The organism is Celeribacter sp., assembly GCF_048261515.1.
Classification (GTDB): domain Bacteria; phylum Pseudomonadota; class Alphaproteobacteria; order Rhodobacterales; family Rhodobacteraceae; genus Celeribacter.
Genome location: NZ_JBLXFZ010000001.1, coordinates 107739 through 124424, shown reverse-complemented (window position 1 = coordinate 124424; position 16686 = coordinate 107739). Strand labels below are relative to the sequence as shown.

At 58.8% G+C, this 16686-nt stretch carries 19 protein-coding genes and 1 tRNA gene; 10 read left to right on the top strand and 10 right to left on the bottom strand.

Going from position 1 to position 16686, the window contains the following annotated elements:
- Nucleotides 1–6: 6 nt before the first annotated feature.
- From ACN0SC_RS00625 to purB, 5 genes are all read right to left on the bottom strand, one after another.
- Nucleotides 7–912: a lysophospholipid acyltransferase family protein gene (locus ACN0SC_RS00625; protein WP_417247729.1), complete on the bottom strand. Its 906-nt coding sequence runs from the start codon at nt 910–912 to the stop codon at nt 7–9.
- A complete protein-coding gene (locus ACN0SC_RS00620) occupies nt 909–1847 on the bottom strand; it encodes a DMT family transporter (RefSeq protein ID WP_417247728.1) in 939 nt (312 codons plus the stop codon). Before ACN0SC_RS00620 ends, ACN0SC_RS00625 begins: the two co-directional genes overlap by 4 nt.
- A 179-nt stretch (nt 1848–2026) precedes the next feature.
- Nucleotides 2027–3142 (bottom strand): flagellar motor switch protein FliG, encoded by a 1116-nt coding sequence (locus ACN0SC_RS00615; RefSeq protein ID WP_417247727.1) that lies wholly within the window; start codon nt 3140–3142, stop codon nt 2027–2029.
- Between the two features lie 103 nt (nt 3143–3245).
- Complete coding sequence (locus ACN0SC_RS00610) at nt 3246–3395, bottom strand: hypothetical protein (RefSeq protein ID WP_417247726.1); 150 nt, start codon at nt 3393–3395, stop codon at nt 3246–3248.
- Nucleotides 3396–3490: 95 nt separating this feature from the next.
- Nucleotides 3491–4795, bottom strand: coding sequence for an adenylosuccinate lyase (purB, locus tag ACN0SC_RS00605; RefSeq protein ID WP_417247725.1), 1305 nt, complete (start codon nt 4793–4795; stop codon nt 3491–3493).
- Here purB and ACN0SC_RS00600 point away from each other — a divergent pair.
- Complete coding sequence (locus ACN0SC_RS00600; RefSeq protein ID WP_417247724.1) at nt 4794–5381, top strand: DUF6314 family protein; 588 nt, start codon at nt 4794–4796, stop codon at nt 5379–5381. The two genes, purB and ACN0SC_RS00600, sit on opposite strands and share 2 nt — an antisense overlap.
- A gap of 172 nt (nt 5382–5553) precedes the next feature.
- A complete protein-coding gene (locus tag ACN0SC_RS00595; protein WP_417247723.1) occupies nt 5554–6141 on the top strand; it encodes a biotin transporter BioY in 588 nt (195 codons plus the stop codon).
- 78 nt (nt 6142–6219) lie between these two features.
- Here ACN0SC_RS00595 and ACN0SC_RS00590 read toward each other — a convergent pair whose 3' ends face one another.
- From ACN0SC_RS00590 to ACN0SC_RS00580, 3 genes are all read right to left on the bottom strand, one after another.
- Nucleotides 6220–6597, bottom strand: coding sequence for a GFA family protein (locus tag ACN0SC_RS00590; RefSeq protein WP_417247722.1), 378 nt, complete (start codon nt 6595–6597; stop codon nt 6220–6222).
- A 138-nt stretch (nt 6598–6735) separates the two neighbouring features.
- Complete coding sequence (gene glnA / locus ACN0SC_RS00585) at nt 6736–8142, bottom strand: type I glutamate--ammonia ligase (protein WP_417247721.1); 1407 nt, start codon at nt 8140–8142, stop codon at nt 6736–6738.
- A gap of 80 nt (nt 8143–8222) precedes the next feature.
- On the bottom strand, nt 8223–8561 hold the full coding sequence (locus ACN0SC_RS00580; RefSeq protein ID WP_417247720.1) for a P-II family nitrogen regulator: 339 nt from the start codon (nt 8559–8561) through the stop codon (nt 8223–8225).
- Between the two features lie 250 nt (nt 8562–8811).
- On the opposite strand from ACN0SC_RS00580, the gene ACN0SC_RS00575 reads away from it, so the two are divergent.
- Nucleotides 8812–10332, top strand: a complete 1521-nt coding sequence (locus ACN0SC_RS00575) for an NAD(P)H-hydrate dehydratase (protein WP_417247719.1) — start codon at nt 8812–8814, stop codon at nt 10330–10332.
- A gap of 208 nt (nt 10333–10540) precedes the next feature.
- On the opposite strand, the gene ACN0SC_RS00570 is transcribed toward ACN0SC_RS00575, so the two are convergent.
- Nucleotides 10541–10867: a Hint domain-containing protein gene (locus ACN0SC_RS00570; RefSeq protein ID WP_417247718.1), complete on the bottom strand. Its 327-nt coding sequence runs from the start codon at nt 10865–10867 to the stop codon at nt 10541–10543.
- A 142-nt stretch (nt 10868–11009) separates the two neighbouring features.
- Between ACN0SC_RS00570 and ACN0SC_RS00565 the strand changes: the two genes are divergently transcribed.
- Nucleotides 11010–11094: transfer RNA gene (locus ACN0SC_RS00565), tRNA-Leu, on the top strand.
- Between the two features lie 241 nt (nt 11095–11335).
- Here ACN0SC_RS00565 and ACN0SC_RS00560 read toward each other — a convergent pair.
- Nucleotides 11336–12121: an aspartate dehydrogenase gene (locus ACN0SC_RS00560; RefSeq protein ID WP_417247717.1), complete on the bottom strand. Its 786-nt coding sequence runs from the start codon at nt 12119–12121 to the stop codon at nt 11336–11338.
- Between the two features lie 241 nt (nt 12122–12362).
- On the opposite strand from ACN0SC_RS00560, the gene ACN0SC_RS00555 reads away from it, so the two are divergent.
- The 6 genes from ACN0SC_RS00555 to ACN0SC_RS00530 are packed head-to-tail and all read left to right on the top strand — an operon-like array spanning nt 12363 to nt 16667.
- Nucleotides 12363–13118 (top strand): GntR family transcriptional regulator, encoded by a 756-nt coding sequence (locus ACN0SC_RS00555; protein WP_417247716.1) that lies wholly within the window; start codon nt 12363–12365, stop codon nt 13116–13118.
- Complete coding sequence (locus ACN0SC_RS00550) at nt 13108–13644, top strand: cupin domain-containing protein (RefSeq protein WP_417247715.1); 537 nt, start codon at nt 13108–13110, stop codon at nt 13642–13644. The genes ACN0SC_RS00555 and ACN0SC_RS00550 overlap by 11 nt, the downstream gene beginning before the upstream one ends.
- Nucleotides 13645–13647: 3 nt before the next feature.
- Nucleotides 13648–13965 carry an NIPSNAP family protein gene (locus ACN0SC_RS00545; protein ID WP_417247714.1) on the top strand — a complete coding sequence of 106 codons (318 nt, stop codon included), beginning with the start codon at nt 13648–13650 and terminating at the stop codon, nt 13963–13965.
- Nucleotides 13962–14864, top strand: a complete 903-nt coding sequence (locus tag ACN0SC_RS00540; protein WP_417247713.1) for a 3-hydroxyacyl-CoA dehydrogenase NAD-binding domain-containing protein — start codon at nt 13962–13964, stop codon at nt 14862–14864. The genes ACN0SC_RS00545 and ACN0SC_RS00540 overlap by 4 nt, the downstream gene beginning before the upstream one ends.
- Complete coding sequence (locus ACN0SC_RS00535) at nt 14861–15406, top strand: TRAP transporter small permease (RefSeq protein WP_417247712.1); 546 nt, start codon at nt 14861–14863, stop codon at nt 15404–15406. The genes ACN0SC_RS00540 and ACN0SC_RS00535 overlap by 4 nt, the downstream gene beginning before the upstream one ends.
- Nucleotides 15407–15410: 4 nt before the next feature.
- Entirely contained in the window at nt 15411–16667 is a 1257-nt protein-coding gene (locus tag ACN0SC_RS00530) for a TRAP transporter large permease (RefSeq protein ID WP_417247711.1), read from the top strand.
- The last annotated feature ends 19 nt before the right edge of the window (nt 16668–16686 follow it).

The window sequence follows — 16686 nt, the reverse complement described above, 5'->3', positions numbered from 1 at the left end:
GCAGGCTCAGGCCCGCTTGGGATCGGTTTCCGCCTTCCACCGTCGATGGATGAAGAAATACTGTTCGGGATGCGCGCGCGCCTGCCGTTCGAGGCTGTCGTTGACTGCCTGCATCATCACTTCGGGATCGCTGTGCGGGATGGGCGGTTCGATTACCAGTTCGTATGTGCCGCGCCGGTCGAGGCGGATACCGTAGGTCGGCACCAAAAGCAGGTCGTATTTCAACGCCATCTCTGCCGCCGAAAGCGCCGTTTTCGCCTTCTTCCCAAAGAAATTCAGCGCCGTGCCTGATCCGAAATGCACATCCGCCAGCATCCCGATCATTCCGCCTTTTTTGAGAAAGCGGATCATGTTTTTCAGGCTGGCGCTGTCTTTTCTGGGAATGATCGGTTGTGAAATCGCCCCGATGATCTTGCGGTAATAGGCGTCGAAGAACGGGTTGGTGAAGGGTTTGTAGATCGCCCCCACGGGAAAGCCGCGCTCGGAGAGAACGGCGCGTGGCACATCGTAATTGCCAAAGTGGCCCGAGACGAAGATCACCCCGCGCTTTTGCGTCATTGCCTGTTCAAGAGCCGAAAGCCCGCCTCCCGTGATCTCAGCCTCACTGGCGCGGGCCTTGAATTCGGAGCCTGAAAAGACCTCGGCAAGTGTGCGGCCCGCATTTTCAGGGACCGCGCGCATGAGGTGCTTGACCTCTGCCTCCGTCAGTTCGGGCATGACCAGAGCGAGGTTCTCGCGCACCCGTTTGTCGTAGCCGGCCAACGGGGAGATCACGCGGGAGGTGACAGAGCCTATGAACCCAAGTCGCTGCTTGTATGGCAGGGATTTGGCAATGCCGATCAACGCGCGCAAGCCGAGGTATTGCGCGTAATCGCGCGCCGTTCCCTCGATATCTCCGCGTTTGATCTTCATCGGGTGCCCGTTTGGTCCTTGTCGATGGGGGTGGCCTGCGACCCGCTTTGCGCAAGTGGCGAGGGTGCGCCCCTTCGGGTTTCGCGGTGCCACACATAAAGCCCCGCGCTGACCACCACAAGGCCGCCAACGACGGTCCAAAGATCGGGAAAGGCGTCGAAAATGACCACGCCCCAGAAGGTTGCCGTGAGCAGGCCAGCGTAGGAGAAGGGCGCGACGACTGAGGCTTCGGCACTCGAATAGGCGCGGATCATCATGAACTGGCCAAGCGAGCCGATCACGGCGACCGCCACCATCAGCGCCACGCTCACCGCATCGAGAGGCACCCAGCGGAAGGGCGCAACGAGCAGCATGACGGCCGTGCCGAACAGGCCCGAATAGAGCAACCCCGTCTGCGGCGGTTCGCTATTGCCGATGAAGCGCGTGATGATGGCATAGCCCGCCAGCGCGCAGGCCGCGATCAGGGGCAGGAGCGCGGCGGGGGAGAATACGCCGGAGCCCGGACGGATGATGATAAGCGCGCCGACGAGGGCCGCGGCGATGCCGAAGGCGCGGCGGGGTCCGACTTTTTCGCCGAGGATCAACGCCGCCCCCAGCGTGATTAAAACTGGCGCGACATCGGCCACGGCGGTGGCTTCGGCCAGACCGATGAATTTCAGCGCATAGAAGAAACTGCCCGCGGCCATGAGCTGGAAGGCCGCGCGCAGCAGTTGCAGGCGCGGGTAGTCGGTACGCAAAAGGCGCGTCATGCGGGGGCCGAAGACGATCATCAGCACGACGATTTGCCCGCCGTAGCGCGCCAGAAGGATCTGGCTGATGTCGACACGCTGACCGAGCAGCTTTGCCATCGCATCCATAAAGGAAAAGGCCGTGACAGACACGACCATGAAAAGGATACCGCGTGCGGTATCGGAGAGGCGGGAAAACCAAATCATGGCACGACGTTAGGGGCGATTGCGAACCCTGTCCATGGCGCGCGTTCGTGCGCCGCGGTGCAACGGGGTGTGCACGATGGCGCGGACGGACGGGAATGTGCTTGCGGCGGGTGTGGCGCACAGGCGGGTAGGGCGCATGGCAAGGTCGCGCCCGCTTCCCGTGATCCGTGCGCAACGGGCTACTCCTCTTCGTCTCCTGCGAGCAGGAAAATTTCGCCTGCACTCTCAAGATCGCGGATGACCGAGACCACGGTGTTTTGCGCCTCTTCGGCCTCCTCGGGCTTCACGTTGCCTAGGGTGTTCATTTCCTCGCGGATACCTTCCGACATGCGTTTGGAGATGTTTGACAGTAGGAAGGAAACGGAGGCCTCGGCATCCCCTTTCGCACCCGCAAGTGCCGTGACGAGAACAGGCTGGTCCACTTCGCGAATAACCTTGGCGGCGTCGCGCGGTGCAAGCCGTTTGGCGATGGTGGCGAAGGTGAAGATGTTCTTGCGCACTTCGGCGGCAAAGTCCCTGTCATCCTGTTCCAGCCCTTCGAGCACCTCCTCGCGGGTATCGGCGGGCGAGAAGTTGAGGATGGCGCCCACGCGTTCGGTGGGGTCAACGGCAAAGGCCTTGGGCGGCTGGCTGTCGAGTTGTCCCGCCACGGAAATGCCGATGCGTTGCACCACGCCAGGGGAGACAGCGGCGGTTTTGGAAATGGCATAGGCCACGCGTCGCGCCCGCTCGCCGGGCAACATGGAAAGGAGCTGGGCCGATTTGCCGACCTTGAGTTTGGACAAAAGCACCGCGCAGACCTCGACGCTTTCACTTTCCAGAATGGGCAAAAGTCGCTCCACCTCGACATCGGCAATCCGCTTCCATGGATCGCCCGTGAGCGAGAACCCCGCCTGTTTGCGCAGTTTCGACGCCGTGTCGGGGGAGATCGTGCCGTCGAGCAGGTTGAGCGCGCCTTCCAGCCCGCCAGGGAAACTCAACCCGATGGCGTCTAGCTCCTCCAGAAATTCCTCGACCACGGCAATCATCGTCTCGCGGTCGATATGGCGCAGGTCGGTCATCTGGCGGGCCAGTTCGACCTGTGTGCGCTCGGAAAAATGGCCGAGGTTCAGTTTGATTTCCTCAGAGGCGAGAATGCGCACGATGACGGCGGCCTTCGCCTTTTTCGACAATTGCGCGGGCATACGGGTGACGGTGCCGATCTCGCCGTCGACCGCCACACCGTCGTTGGGGGCGGGCAGGTCATCAAGTGCGGGCAGCTCCCCGATATCAGGTGGTTGCGGAAGTCCGTCCACGAAAGTCCCTCGTCCTGAAAAGCCGTTGCGGCCTTCAGGTGTAGCGTGGGACTCTTAATGCTTCGTGACCGATCCGCCGATTTTCTGGCGTAATACGCGGATTTTATCCGATGACCTGCTTCACGCAGGCACCAGCCTCCGTATCCCACACGAAACCTTCGGCGCAGGACGCTGCTTCATGCGTGCGGTCGCAGCCCATGGCGAATGCGCTCAAGGGTGTCAGAAGGGCAATGGCAAGGATGATGCGTTTCATAAAAAACTCTCCCGTGGCGGTTGTGCCTACGGGAAAGTCTATCATATTTTGGCGATTTTCGCGAATGCGCCCCCTAAAGGTGCGCGGTTTGGGGCCTATTCCCCGAACACGCGGGCGAAAATCGTGTCGACGTGTTTGGTGTGGTAATCCATGTCGAACTTCTCTTTGATCGCTTCTTCGCCGAGCGCCTTGACCACATCTTCGTCGGCCAGAAGCTGCTCTTGGAAATCGACGCGATCTTCCCAGACCTTAAGCGCGTTGCGCTGCACCATCGAATAGGCGTCTTCGCGCGATACGCCTGCTTGTGTCAGCGCCAGAAGCACGCGCTGGCTCATGACGAGGCCGGGGAATTTGTTCATATTGTCGAGCATGTTGTCGGGGAAGATCAGCATGTTCTCGACCACACCCGCCAGACGGTTGAGCGCGAAATCAAGCGTCACGGTCGCGTCCGGTCCGATGGCGCGTTCGACGGAGGAGTGCGAAATATCACGTTCGTGCCACAGCGCGACATTCTCCATGGCGGGGACCACGGCCATACGCACCAGACGCGCCAGACCCGTGAGGTTTTCGGTCAGCACGGGGTTCTTCTTGTGCGGCATGGCGGAGGAGCCTTTTTGGCCCATGGAGAAAAATTCCGCGCCTTCGAGCACTTCGGTGCGCTGCATGTGGCGGATTTCGATGGCGATGTTTTCCATGGAGGAGGCGATCACACCGAGCACAGCAAAGAACATCGCGTGGCGGTCGCGCGGGATAACCTGCGTGGAGATCGGCTCGGGGCTCAGGCCCAGCTTGGCGCAGACATGCTCTTCCACGCGCGGGTCGATATTGGCGAATGTGCCGACTGCGCCAGAGATGGCACCTGTGGCGATTTCTTCGCGGGCGGCTTGCAGACGCGCCTTGTTGCGGTCCATCTCGGCATAGAAGCGGGCAAAGGTCAGGCCCATGGTGGTGGGTTCTGCGTGAATGCCGTGGGAACGTCCCACGCGCACGGTCATCTTATGCTCCATAGCGCGTTTCTTCAGCGCGGCGAGCACCTTGTCGAGGTCGGCCAGAAGGATATCGGCGGCGCGGACAAGCTGCACGTTGAGGCAGGTGTCAAGAACGTCGGAGCTGGTCATGCCTTGGTGGACGAAACGGGCTTCCTCGGAGCCGACATGCTCGGCGAGGTGGGTGAGGAAGGCAATCACATCGTGCTTGGTGACGGCTTCGATCTCGTCGATGCGGGCCACGTCAAACTCGACGTCCTTGGCTTTCCACACGGCCTCGGCGTTCTCGCGCGGGATCACGCCCAGATCGGCCATCGCGTCACAGGCGTGGGCCTCGATCTCATACCAGATTTTGAACTTGGTGGCGGGTTCCCAGATGTCGACCATCTCTTTGCGGGAATAACGAGGGATCATGGCAGACCTTTCCGTATGGATGCGAGCAGTGTGGTTCTGGCCGCGTCTTTACGCGCGGGGAGGCGAAAGGGCAAGTGTGGGGGCGGGCGCGATTTCCTCGGGGGCCTTGCCCCCTCTGGCCTTTCAGGCCATTCACCCCCAGGATATTTGCAAACAGATGAAGGGGGCGCGGATGCGCGACCTAGTGGCATTCGAGGGCACTTGGGCGATGGAGCGCGAGATCACCGACCATTCAGGCGGGCCTGACGGGCGTTTGACGGGGCGGTGCGTGTTTGCGCCTGAGGCGGGCGGTCTGCGCCTGACAGAGACTGGGGTGCTGGAGATGGCAGGGCTTGCGCCGATGCAGGCGGAGCGGAGTTATTTCTGGCGCGCGCAGGGCGCGGAGATCGCCGTGGATTTTGCCGACGGGCGGTTCTTTCACACCTTCGATCCGCGCGGGGAGGGTGCTGAGGCGGGCCATGACTGCGCGCCTGATCGCTATGATGTCACCTATGATTTCTCGCGTTGGCCCGAGTGGACCGCCACGTGGCGGGTGCGGGGGCCGCGAAAGGATTACACCTCTCTCACACGTTATACGCCTGTATGATCGACGTGCTGCTGCAGTTTGCAAATTGCGGCACTGACTTTGCAGCGGCTTTGCGAATTTGCCCTAAAGAGGGCCGGCAGGGTTGCTATGCTCTTGCCATGCGGGGCGCTTGGTGCAAAAACAGGGCAACTGGATGAATAACTCCGAAAGGGACGAACCGATGGCGATTGCTATGACTGGTAAAGTATTGAGCGAAGCGTTCGGCGCGAACGAAGGGGCCGCATTGCGGGCCAAGCAAGTGGCACTTGTCGTCGCGGGCGTCATGATTCTTGCGATCTCGGCCAAAATCTCCGTGCCGATGTGGCCCGTGCCGATCACCATGGGCACATTCGCCGTGCTGTCGCTCGGTGCCGCTTACGGCCCGCGCCTCGGTTTCGTGACCATCGCGCTCTACATGGCGCTCGGTGCGCTCGGCTTTGACGTTTTTGCAGGCTCTTCGGCAGAGGCCAGCGGCATTGCCTACATGATGGGCGGCACGGGCGGCTACCTCGTGGGCTACGTGCTTGCCACTGTCGCGCTCGGCATGGCTGCTCGCGCAGGTTGGGACCGTTCGCCGCTGAAAATGGCGGGTGCGATGCTGCTCGGTAACGCGATCATCTACGTGCCGGGTTTGGCATGGCTCGCCGTTCTTTACGGTGTGGACAAGCCGATCCTTGCATGGGGCCTGACGCCCTTCCTCATCGGTGACGTGCTGAAGCTGGCGCTGGCTGCCATGCTGCTGCCTGCCGCTTGGAAGTTCGTGGGTAAAGCGCGCGGCTAAGACGCAGCACGTCACGCGACAATCGAATAGAAAGGGCGCCTTGCGGGGCGCCCTTTTTCGTTTGTGGGGTTGTTGTTGCTACTGCGCGTTTTGCGGCAGGCCGTCGGTGATCTCATACCAGTCGCCCTTGTCGGCGCAGAAGATATGCTGGGCCAGACGCACGCCCGTTGGCGCGTCAAACGCGCCCATGGCTACTCCCACCCAGTCGAGATGCGGCGGATCGAAGAAGAGGTGACTGCCACAGGTCGCACAGAACCCGCGCCGCACCTTGGTGGTGTGATACCAGCGCAAAGAGGTGGTGTCGTGAATGGTCAGATAGGATTTGGCCACCTCCACCGACACATCGAAATTGCCCGTCACCTTGCGGCATTGCGAACAGTGGCAGGCCACGGCTTCCTTGGCTGTTTTGGCGGCCTCGAACGTCACTGCACCGCAAAGACATGACCCTTTGAACATGGGGGTTCCTTTCCGAACACTCCGCTCCACTAGGCCACAGGTCACGCCGCTCGCACAAGAGTGCTGCGCATGGGGGAGGGACACGAAAAAGGGCCACGCAATCGCGCGGCCCTTTCCCAAACTTTCGCACCGTTGGACTTAGCAGCTGTAGTAGAGCTTGTATTCCATCGGGTGCGGAGTGTGTTCGTAGGCGTAAACCTCTTCCCACTTGAGATCGCAGTAGCCTTGGATCTGGTCTTTGGTGAACACGTCGCCAGCAAGCAGGAAGTCCATGTCGGCTTCAAGTTCTTCGAGAGCTTCACGCAAGCTCGCGCAGACGGTCGGGATTTCGGCCAGTTCTTCAGGCGGCAGATCGTAGAGGTCCTTGTCGGAGGAGGGACCAGGATCGATCTTGTTCTTGATGCCGTCGAGGCCAGCCATGAGCAGGGCCGCGAAGCACAGGTAGGGGTTTGCGCTCGGATCGGGGAAGCGGGCTTCCACACGTTTCGCCTTGGGGCTTTCGGCCCAAGGAATACGCACACAACCCGAACGGTTACGCGCGGAGTAGGCGCGCAGAACAGGAGCCTCAAAGCCCGGGATCAGGCGTTTGTAGGAGTTCGTGGACGGGTTGGTGAAGGCGTTGAGCGCTTTCGCGTGCTTCAGGATGCCGCCGATGAACCACAGGGCTTCGTCGGAGAGATCGGCATATTTGTCGCCAGCAAAGAGCGGCTTGCCATCTTTCCAAATCGACATGTTCACGTGCATGCCGGTGCCGTTGTCGCCCGCAATGGGTTTCGGCATGAAGGTTGCGGATTTGCCGTAGGCGTGCGCGACGTTGTGGATCACGTACTTGTACTTTTGCAGGTGGTCAGCTTGTTCGGTGAGTGTGCCGAAGATCAGGCCGAGTTCGTGCTGACAGGAAGCAACCTCGTGGTGGTGCTTGTCCACTTTCATGCCCATGTTGGCCATGGTGGTGAGCATTTCACCGCGGATGTCCTGACCGTCGTCGATCGGGTTGACGGGGAAGTAGCCGCCTTTGATGCCCGGACGGTGGCCCGTGTTGCCCATCTCGTATTCCGTGTCGGTGTTCCACGATGCGTCGATTGCGTCGACTTCGTAGGACACTTTGTTCATCTCAACGGAGAAACGAACATCGTCGAAGAGGAAGAATTCCGCTTCGGGACCACAGTAGAAGGCATCACCGATGCCCGAGGATTTGAGGTAGGCTTCGGCGCGCTGCGCACAACCACGGGGGTCGCGGTCGTAGCTTTCGCCTGTGTCAGGCTCAACAACCGTACAATGCACGCAGAGCGTTTTTTCCGCATAGAACGGGTCGAGATAAGCCGAGTCCGGATCGGGGATCAGCTTCATATCGGATTGGTCGATGGATTTCCAACCAGCGATGGAGGAGCCGTCGAACATGAAGCCTTCTTCGAAGAAGTCTTCGTCCACTTCGGTGTGGCGCAATGTTACGTGCTGAAGCTTACCGCGCGGGTCGGTAAAGCGAACGTCGACGTACTGAACGTCTTCGTCTTTCATGGTCTTGAGAACGTCTTTGATGCTCATGGTGACCTGGTCCCTTGTCTTCTAGAGTTACGTGTCTGAAATTGACGAAAGGCGACGTGAAGCCACCCTGCGCCCTCCCTTTAAAGCGCGTCTTCGCCGGACTCGCCCGTTCTGATCCGCATGGCCTGTTCAACGGGCGATACGAAAATCTTGCCATCGCCGATCTTGTCGGTTTTGGCGGCGTTGATGATTGCCTCGATGGCTCCATCAACCTGATCGTCACTCAGGACGACCTCGATCTTTACCTTGGGCAGAAAGTCCACGACGTATTCGGCTCCGCGATAGAGTTCTGTGTGGCCCTTCTGGCGCCCGAACCCCTTCACCTCGACCACCGAAAGACCCTGCACGCCGATGTCTTGGAGTGCTTCTTTCACTTCGTCGAGTTTGAAGGGTTTGATGATCGCTTCGATCTTTTTCATGGATCTTCGACTCCCTTGAGTTCAGTTGCAGACCGTCAGACCACTTCTCATTGAGGGTCACAATCGACTAGGTTGGACGGGCGTAGCGGTGCCCACAGGATTCACGTCAATTGCTTAATATTTGTGCAAAGTGGATTCGTAATGGGCAATATGAAAACTTTATAGGCACAATTCGCATCCGCGCCGATTTGTGCGGGGCGAGGACGCGTCGCGCGAGGGTAAACCGTTGGAACGACTGGAGTGAATGCACATGACCGAATGTCTCACCGCCGCCCAGATGCGCAGCCTTGAACGCGCGGCTATCGAGAGCGGCGCGGTGACGGGGCTCGCGCTGATGGAGCGGGCAGGGCGCGGGGTTGTCGAAGCCATGTTCGCGCAGTGGCCCGAACTGGCGCGCACCGCCCATAGGGCTCTGGTTCTCTGTGGTCCTGGCAACAATGGGGGCGACGGCTTTGTGATCGCCCGCCTGTTGAAAGAGCGCGGCTGGTCGGTGGATGTGATCCTCTATGGCGCCTCTGAGAAGCTCCCGCCAGATGCGCGGACCAATTACGACCGCTGGTGCGACATGGGGGCGGTCACGGAGCGGTCCCTGACGCAAGCGCCTGCAAAAGATACCCGCGACACCCCTCCCGACCTTCTCGTTGACGCCATTTTCGGCACGGGGCTGACCCGCCCGATCCCCGACGCGCTCACGCATCTGCCTGTGCTGCCTGCGCGCGTGGTGGCGGTGGATGTACCTTCGGGCCTGTGCGCGGACAGTGGCAAGCCATTAGGCACGCCGATCAAGGCCGATCTGACCGTGAGTTTTCATGCGCTGAAACTGGGGCATCTGCTTGATCAGGGGCCGTTTTTCTGCGGACGTGCCGTGGTGGCGGGGATCGGTCTGGCACCTTATCCTGCAACCGCTGAGGGCGTGGTCCATGCCGTTGAACCTGATCCCGCCGATCTGGCGAAAGGGGGCGCGGGGCACAAATTCACCCATGGCCATGCGCTTGTGCTGTCTGGCCCGTCAGGGCGCACAGGGGCCGCCCGACTTGCCGCCCGCGCAGCCCTCAGGGTCGGAGCAGGGCTTGTCACCGTCGCCACGCCCCACGATGCTCTGGCGGAGAACGCGGCACAGCTCACCGCCATCATGCTGACGGAGACAGACGCCCCCGAGGCGCTGGCCGAGGTTCTCAAGGACACCCGTATCAATGCGCTCTGCGTCGGTCCTGCTTTCGGGATTGACCGCGCCCGTGATATCCTTCCCGCCGTGCTTGCCGCGCAGCGTCCAACCGTCCTTGATGCCGATGCGCTCACCGCGCTCGCACAGGACGCCGCCCTTTTCGCCATGCTCCACGCGGGATGCGTCCTCACACCCCACGCGGGTGAATTCAAACGTCTTTTCCCCGATATTGCCGCCCAACTCGATGCCCCGCCTGTCACAGGCCCCGCCTATAGTAAGGTCGACGCTGCCCGCGATGCCGGCAGACGAGCGGGATGCACCGTGGTGATGAAAGGCCCCGATACGGTGGTGGCTGCTCCTGATGGCCGTGCCTCGGTCAATGCCACCGTCTATGAGCGCAGCGCGCCTTGGCTGGCGACGGCAGGGGCAGGGGATGTGCTGGCGGGATTGGTCGCGGGGCTGATGGCGCGCGGGCTTGCACCCTATCACGCGGCGGGAACGGCGACCTACTTGCACACGGAAGCCGCGCGCCGCTTCGGACCGGGTCTCATTGCCGAAGACCTGCCCGAAACATTGCCAAACCTGTTCCGCGCGCTTGGGGTTTGATCCTGCGCCGCGGGCCTTGTCATTCGCCCGCAGGGTCTCTCTTGCGATTACTGCATCGCAATCCTGAGCGAAAAGTAAAAGCCGCCTCAATTGAATGGGCGGCTTCTTTGGGTCTTGTCGGTCTTTTGCGCGTCATCGGTTAAACCCGCGCACGTTCGTGGCAGGTGCCCTCACGCGGCGGCTTCGGCGGCCCGAATAGCCGGCACCTCTATATAACGAGCGCCTGACCTGTCTGTGCATTCACCATGACACCATCGGCATAGATCACCTCGGCGCGCTTGAACTTGAGCGCAAAACGGTGTGGCGCGGGGGTGTCAACGTCGAGCAGAGCCCGCATCCCCGAGCGCGTAACCACGCGATCCCCGGGTTCGAGATATTCAACGGGAAGGACGCCATCGGCGGTCACGATTAACGTGCCAGCGGCGATGCCAGCGGAATGGTCGGGAAGAATGTCTTCTATGCGCAACTTGGCGGGGCCTTGCCCGCACGGAGCCTTTCGCTCCGACTTGTTGCTGCGCGCGCCTCTTTGGGTCATTGCGCAAGCTCCTTCTAACACTGCCTCGTTTTCTACCATGAATATGTCAAAAATTCGTTAACGAGAAGGTAATATTTATCCTGCGTGTTTTTCAAAATTTGGACTGGCGCGATTGCAACGCATAGGCTAAATGGACGCCCACGCGGGTGTGGCGAAATTGGTAGACGCACCAGATTTAGGTTCTGGCGCCGCAAGGCGTGGGGGTTCAAGTCCCTCCACCCGCACCATACTTCCAATAAAAACAGAATGTTGCGTTCGGTCGCGCTCACCGCCCGCCAACTTGCCTGCCAAGCTGTCGGTAAAATGACTTTATTGCTTTTGGTTTTGGTCAGGCAGGAGTGCGCTCGGTGTCAAAACGACCGAGGGCAGCGCCTGGAACTCTCGCTCTCCACATTTCTGAATCACAAAACGGCCACTGGCGTTGTGCCGGTGGCCGTTCTGTTTGGATCTTGGAGAGCGTTGGCTACATTAAAATACGAATGCACTGTCGAGTTGTTCGATCGCCGCCACAGCGCTCATTGCAGCCAAAGCTGAACTCTTGGGATTGCTTTTGAGTGCTTCGCCGCGAACTGTGAATTGAAGATCACCGAAATCACCTTCGGCATGTATTTCGTGGATGTTCGAGGTCACATCGGGGTCGGCGATCAGCTCAACTTCAGTATCGTCGAAACCTACTCCCGATAGTGCTACAGCCGCGGCCACATTCGCATTCTTAGGGTATAGCGTAGCTGCTTGTCGTGCGGTTCCAGCAAAATGGACCTGTGGTTTCTCAAGCTTTGTAAGATTGAGTTTTTCCTCGGCGGGCGAGCCCATCCATCCTTTGGGCGGCTTGCGTCCGACATAGCGAACGCGGCGCAATTGGCCGATCCGTGCTGCGCGGAGGCAATCCAACGCACCTATGGCGCCGCTCACAAGTTGAAGTTTCGAAGAGCCCTCCTGTGCCGCTTTGGAAAGAGCATCATATAGAGAGGGGTCAGCAAGAGCGCCGACCGACAATGTGGTCAAACCCGTCCCCGAGCGCAAGATGTCGGCGCCGTGGGCGGCAAGGCCAGAATGGCCCGCGCAGTCGAGCACATGGTCTATCCCTTTCGGTAGTTCGGATGCCGATGAGATGAGCTTGGCGCCGTCGGGCGCATCAGTCTCTTTCAGCCGCGCAGGGCGGAGAATGAGCGCGCCAATTCGATGCCCTCTCTGAGCCAGTTCATGCATTGCGTATTGCGCTATGGCGCCATTGCCAATCAGTGCGATTTCCATGTGATTTTTTTCCTTTCTGGGCGCGGGCGAATCATAAGGGAGAGGCTGGTAGGGCGGGGGATAGGGAGGTGCCCGCACAGAGCTGTCTCCGATGTTGGTTTGTCGTGTTGTTGGCGGTGAAATCAAAATAAATCATTATAAAACAGATACTTGTCGTTTGATTATGAGTGCTCGCTTCATCGTTCTTGTGTCGACAATAGTTACGACTATACTAAATTTAGTTTAGCACGATTGGAGTAACATGCCAAGGAACGCCCCCTCAGATCGCCCCAAGCGAAAGCGCAAAGGCAACACTGTTGCGCTCGTGCAGGAACGTCTTCGATCGATGATTATCGAGTTTGAGTTGCGCCCTGGGGAGCGGCTCAATGAGCAGTATCTATCCAAGTCTCTCAACGTAGGCCGCACGCCGCTGCGTGAAGCGATCAACCGATTGTATGTGGAGCAACTTGTCGAGTTTGAGCCGAACCGAGGCTTTTTCATTCGGCAGGTGAATGTGGACGAAATCGAGGACCTTTTCGAGGCTCGGGGGATTTTGGAGGTCGGGGCCGTGCGGCTTGCTGTGCAGCTTGCGACAGATGCCCAGATCCAAGCCCTAGCCGACCAATGGGACGCTGTGTTGCACGACTATGGAAATGCCAATCCTGATTACCTTGTCGAACAGGATGCAGTGTTTCACGAAAGTTTGGCGGCGCTTTCTGGAAATTCCGCCATCCTCACATTCATGCGCCAGATTAATTCGCGCATTCACTTTGTTCGTTGGGCCGGTTTGCACGGTGACGACCGCCGCCGAACATTTGATGAGCACAAGGTCATTTTGGACGCGATGAAAAAGCGGGACGAAGACCTCGCGGCGAGCGAGATGCTGGCTCATGTCACGCACCGCCGAGGCGGCCTGCGGCGCGCTATCGCTGACGGATTGCTCATGGGGTTGTCGCGATCAGCTGGCGCCCATCGATCACCACACGACGCCAAAGAAGGAAAAAACGATGACGAATGAATCCGTGACGCAACAGACCACAACCGGCGGTGCGATGATCCGTCGTTTGGAGGAGGGTGCGAGCTATTGGCAGCCTGTGCCGGCTAATGGGTTCGTACGTTGTCTTCTTAACAGCGACGAAGTTGGTGCCGAGCATCCGTTCTCGCTTGGAACACAAACGGTGGCGCCTGGTGGCTGTTTTGTACGCACCCACGCACATGACCGCCATGATGAGGTCATCTACTTTCTCGAAGGAACCGGGCGGATCGAGTTGGATGATGCCAAGGTCGTGGAGCGGGCCGAGCCAGGGACCGTTGTGTATGTCGGTCGCAACCGCCGCCACTCCTTTGTGAACGACAGTGACGCTCCGCTGACATTCCTTTGGCTCCTTATGCCTGCCGGTCTTGAGACATTTTTCGAGCGTATCGGTCGACCTCGTGCCGCGGGAGAAGAGCCGCCCGCACCATTTCCGCGTCCGGAAAACGTCGAACAAATTGAGGCAGAAACTGTCTTTGCGGTTCCGACACAAACATCTGAGGAGAATTAATCGATGCGCATTATCGAGGAACGAGATTACCGGACAAAACCGGGCTGCGCGGGCAAATTTGTGAAGCTCTACGAGGAACATGGTCTGCCAATTCAGCGCGAGATGCTTGGCGACTTCTTAGGCTATTTTATCAGTGATGTCGGCGAGCTGAACCGTGTCGTGGCCCTTTGGGCGTATGACAGTCTCGACGAACGCCTGAAACGCCGCGACGCAATGATGGCCGATGCACGCTGGGCGGCCTATCTCGATATGGTGTTGCCGCTCCTTGATCAGCAATCCACACGCCTTCTGCGGCCTGTCTCTTTCTCGCCGATTCAATGACAGAGGGGACGTGCATAATCGGCATCGTCGGATGCGGGATAATAGGTGAATCCTGGGCGAGGGCCTTTTTGGCCAGCAACCATAAAGTTGTCGTTTTTGATCACGCTATCGACGACGAAACACTGGAAAACCGTCTGAATAGCCTTGTTGGCGGCGCAAGTGGGCGTTTTTCCGTGGCACGTGATTTGGCGGGGCTCTCTGAATGTGGGTATGTTCAGGAATCCATTGCTGAAGACCCTGCGAAAAAACGCGCTCTATTTGCCGAGTTAGACCAGATCCTTCCCGAGGAGACGGTCATCGCGAGCTCGACATCTGCTCTATGCATGTCGGACTTGGCCTTTGATCTCGAAGGTCGGTCGCGCTTTGTTGTGGCTCATCCAGCATCTCCACCACACGCACTCCCTGCGGTCGAGATTGTTCCTGCTCCTTTCACCGTCCCTGAAACCATTTCGAGGACTGAAACTTTGCTGCGTGGAATTGGCCAAAGTCCGGTTCGGATCAATCGAGAAATTTCCGGTTTCGCGATGAACCGCCTCCAAGGGGCGTTGTTGTTGGAGATGATCACGTTGATCCGGGATGGCGTGGTCTCGCCAGAGGGCGCAGATACGTTGATCCGCGACGCTTTCGGTATGCGCTGGTCGATCCTCGGCCCACTCGAAGGCGTCCATTTGAATGCTCCGGGCGGAATTGCCGACTACTTCACCCGTTACGCCACCATGTTCGAGGAATTTTGCCCCAAGGATACGTGCTTGGAGGACATCCTCAAACCTGACGTGCTTGAGGCATTGCAACGCTACTGCATCGATCGCAGCCCTCTCGAACAGGCAACTGAAAGCCGAGCTGCGCGCGATCGCGCACTGCTTGGCCTGCGCGCTTGGCGCGAGGAGATCGATCTATGATACGCAGCATAGCAACGGCATTCGTCCGGATTTCGGATGTTATCAATATAGTGGCCAAATTCGCACTCGGCGCTCTTCTGGTCGGCATGACCATGGCCACCTTCGCGCAAGTTCTGGTCAGGTTCGTATTCACCAGCTTCGGCATCACCATTTCGGCGCCGTGGACCGAGGAACTGTCACGCTATGCGATGATCTGGCTCGTTTTTGTCGGTTTGGGCGTAGGGTTTCGTTACGACATGCTGATTTCATTGACCGCCGTCGTCAACAAAGTCAGCGCGCGGATGAGGAATTTCCTCAGATATCTCGCATTTGCCGCATCATTCGGATTCCTCGCACTCATTTTTTCTCTCGGGCTTGAATTTGTCGAATTCGGCCGTATCGAGCGCTCGCCTGCGCTTTCGATTTCCAAAACCTGGGTCTACTGGGCGATGCCCGTAGGTGCATTGATCGGCTGCATTAATATTCTCGCCCGAGTGGCCGATGCCTGGCTTCGGGGAGCAGAAATCAGTTCACCGATTACATCTGACGTACTGGAGGATTGATTTTATGGGTTTCGCACTAATTTCCCTTATCTTGCTTTTTGCTGCGAGCGTGCCGATTGCTCTGGCGCTCGGTCTTGCTCCGGTGCCTGCACTGATGGACCGCAACATGTCTCTTATCGTCATTCCGCAAACGACGTTCGAGGCACTCGACAGCTTTGCTCTAATGGCGTTGCCGTTCTTCATTCTGGCTGGTGCCTTGATGGATCGCGCCAGCATCGCGGACCGACTTGTCGATTTCGCTCATGCACTCGTGAGCTGGTTTCGTGGCGGGCTCGGTGCGGCGGCGGTGCTGTCTACGATGTTCTTCTCGACAGTGTCGGGATCGTCATCTGCGACAGCTGCAGCAATCGGCTCGATCCTCATTCCCAAGATGGAAAAGTCGAAATACCCGCGCCCGTTTGGTGCGGCCATCGTAGCCTCTTCGGCAGAACTGGGCGTTATTTTGCCGCCCTCCGTGCCGATGATCATCTACGGGGTCGTCACAGGCGTCTCCATCACCGATCTGTTCATTGCTGGCATCATCCCGGGTATCATGATCGGCGCGTCGCTCATACTGACGATCACGATCATTGCTTGGTTGCGCGGTTATGGAACTCCCCAGCCCTTCGAGATGCAGCGTTGGCGTGGTGATGTTTGGATGACATTCAAACGTGCACTCCTTTCTCTATGCATGCCAATCATCATCCTTGGCGGGATTTATTTGGGAGTGTTTACAGCGACAGAGGCCGCGGTGGTGGCCGTCGTATTCGCCTTCGTGGTTGGTAAATTCGTCTACCGCACGATTGCTTGGAGCGACCTGCCTGGCATCTTCTCGCGTGCGGCATTGTCCTCGGCTGTAATCCTCGCGATTGTCGGCTTCGCAGCGGTGCTCGCTTATACGCTCGCCCTTTATCAGGCACCTCAGAAGGTTGCAGCGTTGATGCTGTCAATTTCGAGCGATCCGCTGGTGTTCCTGCTGTTGGTTAACATCATGCTGCTGGTCGTTGGCATGTTTATGGAAACCTTCGCCGCGATCATCATTCTTGCCCCCGTGCTTGCACCCGTTGCAGCCGCTCTTGGCATCAGCCCCGTGCATTTCGGGATAGTCATGATCACAAATCTCGCAATCGGCATGGTCACACCACCAGTTGGCGTGAACTTGTTCATCACATGCTCCGTCGCGGGAATTCGTATCGAAGAATTAGTAAAGCCGCTCGCAATTTTCCTTGCGGTTTTGCTGATAAACCTAACGGCGATCACTTACTTGCCGCTGTTTATGTAAATCAGGGAGATAAAAGGAA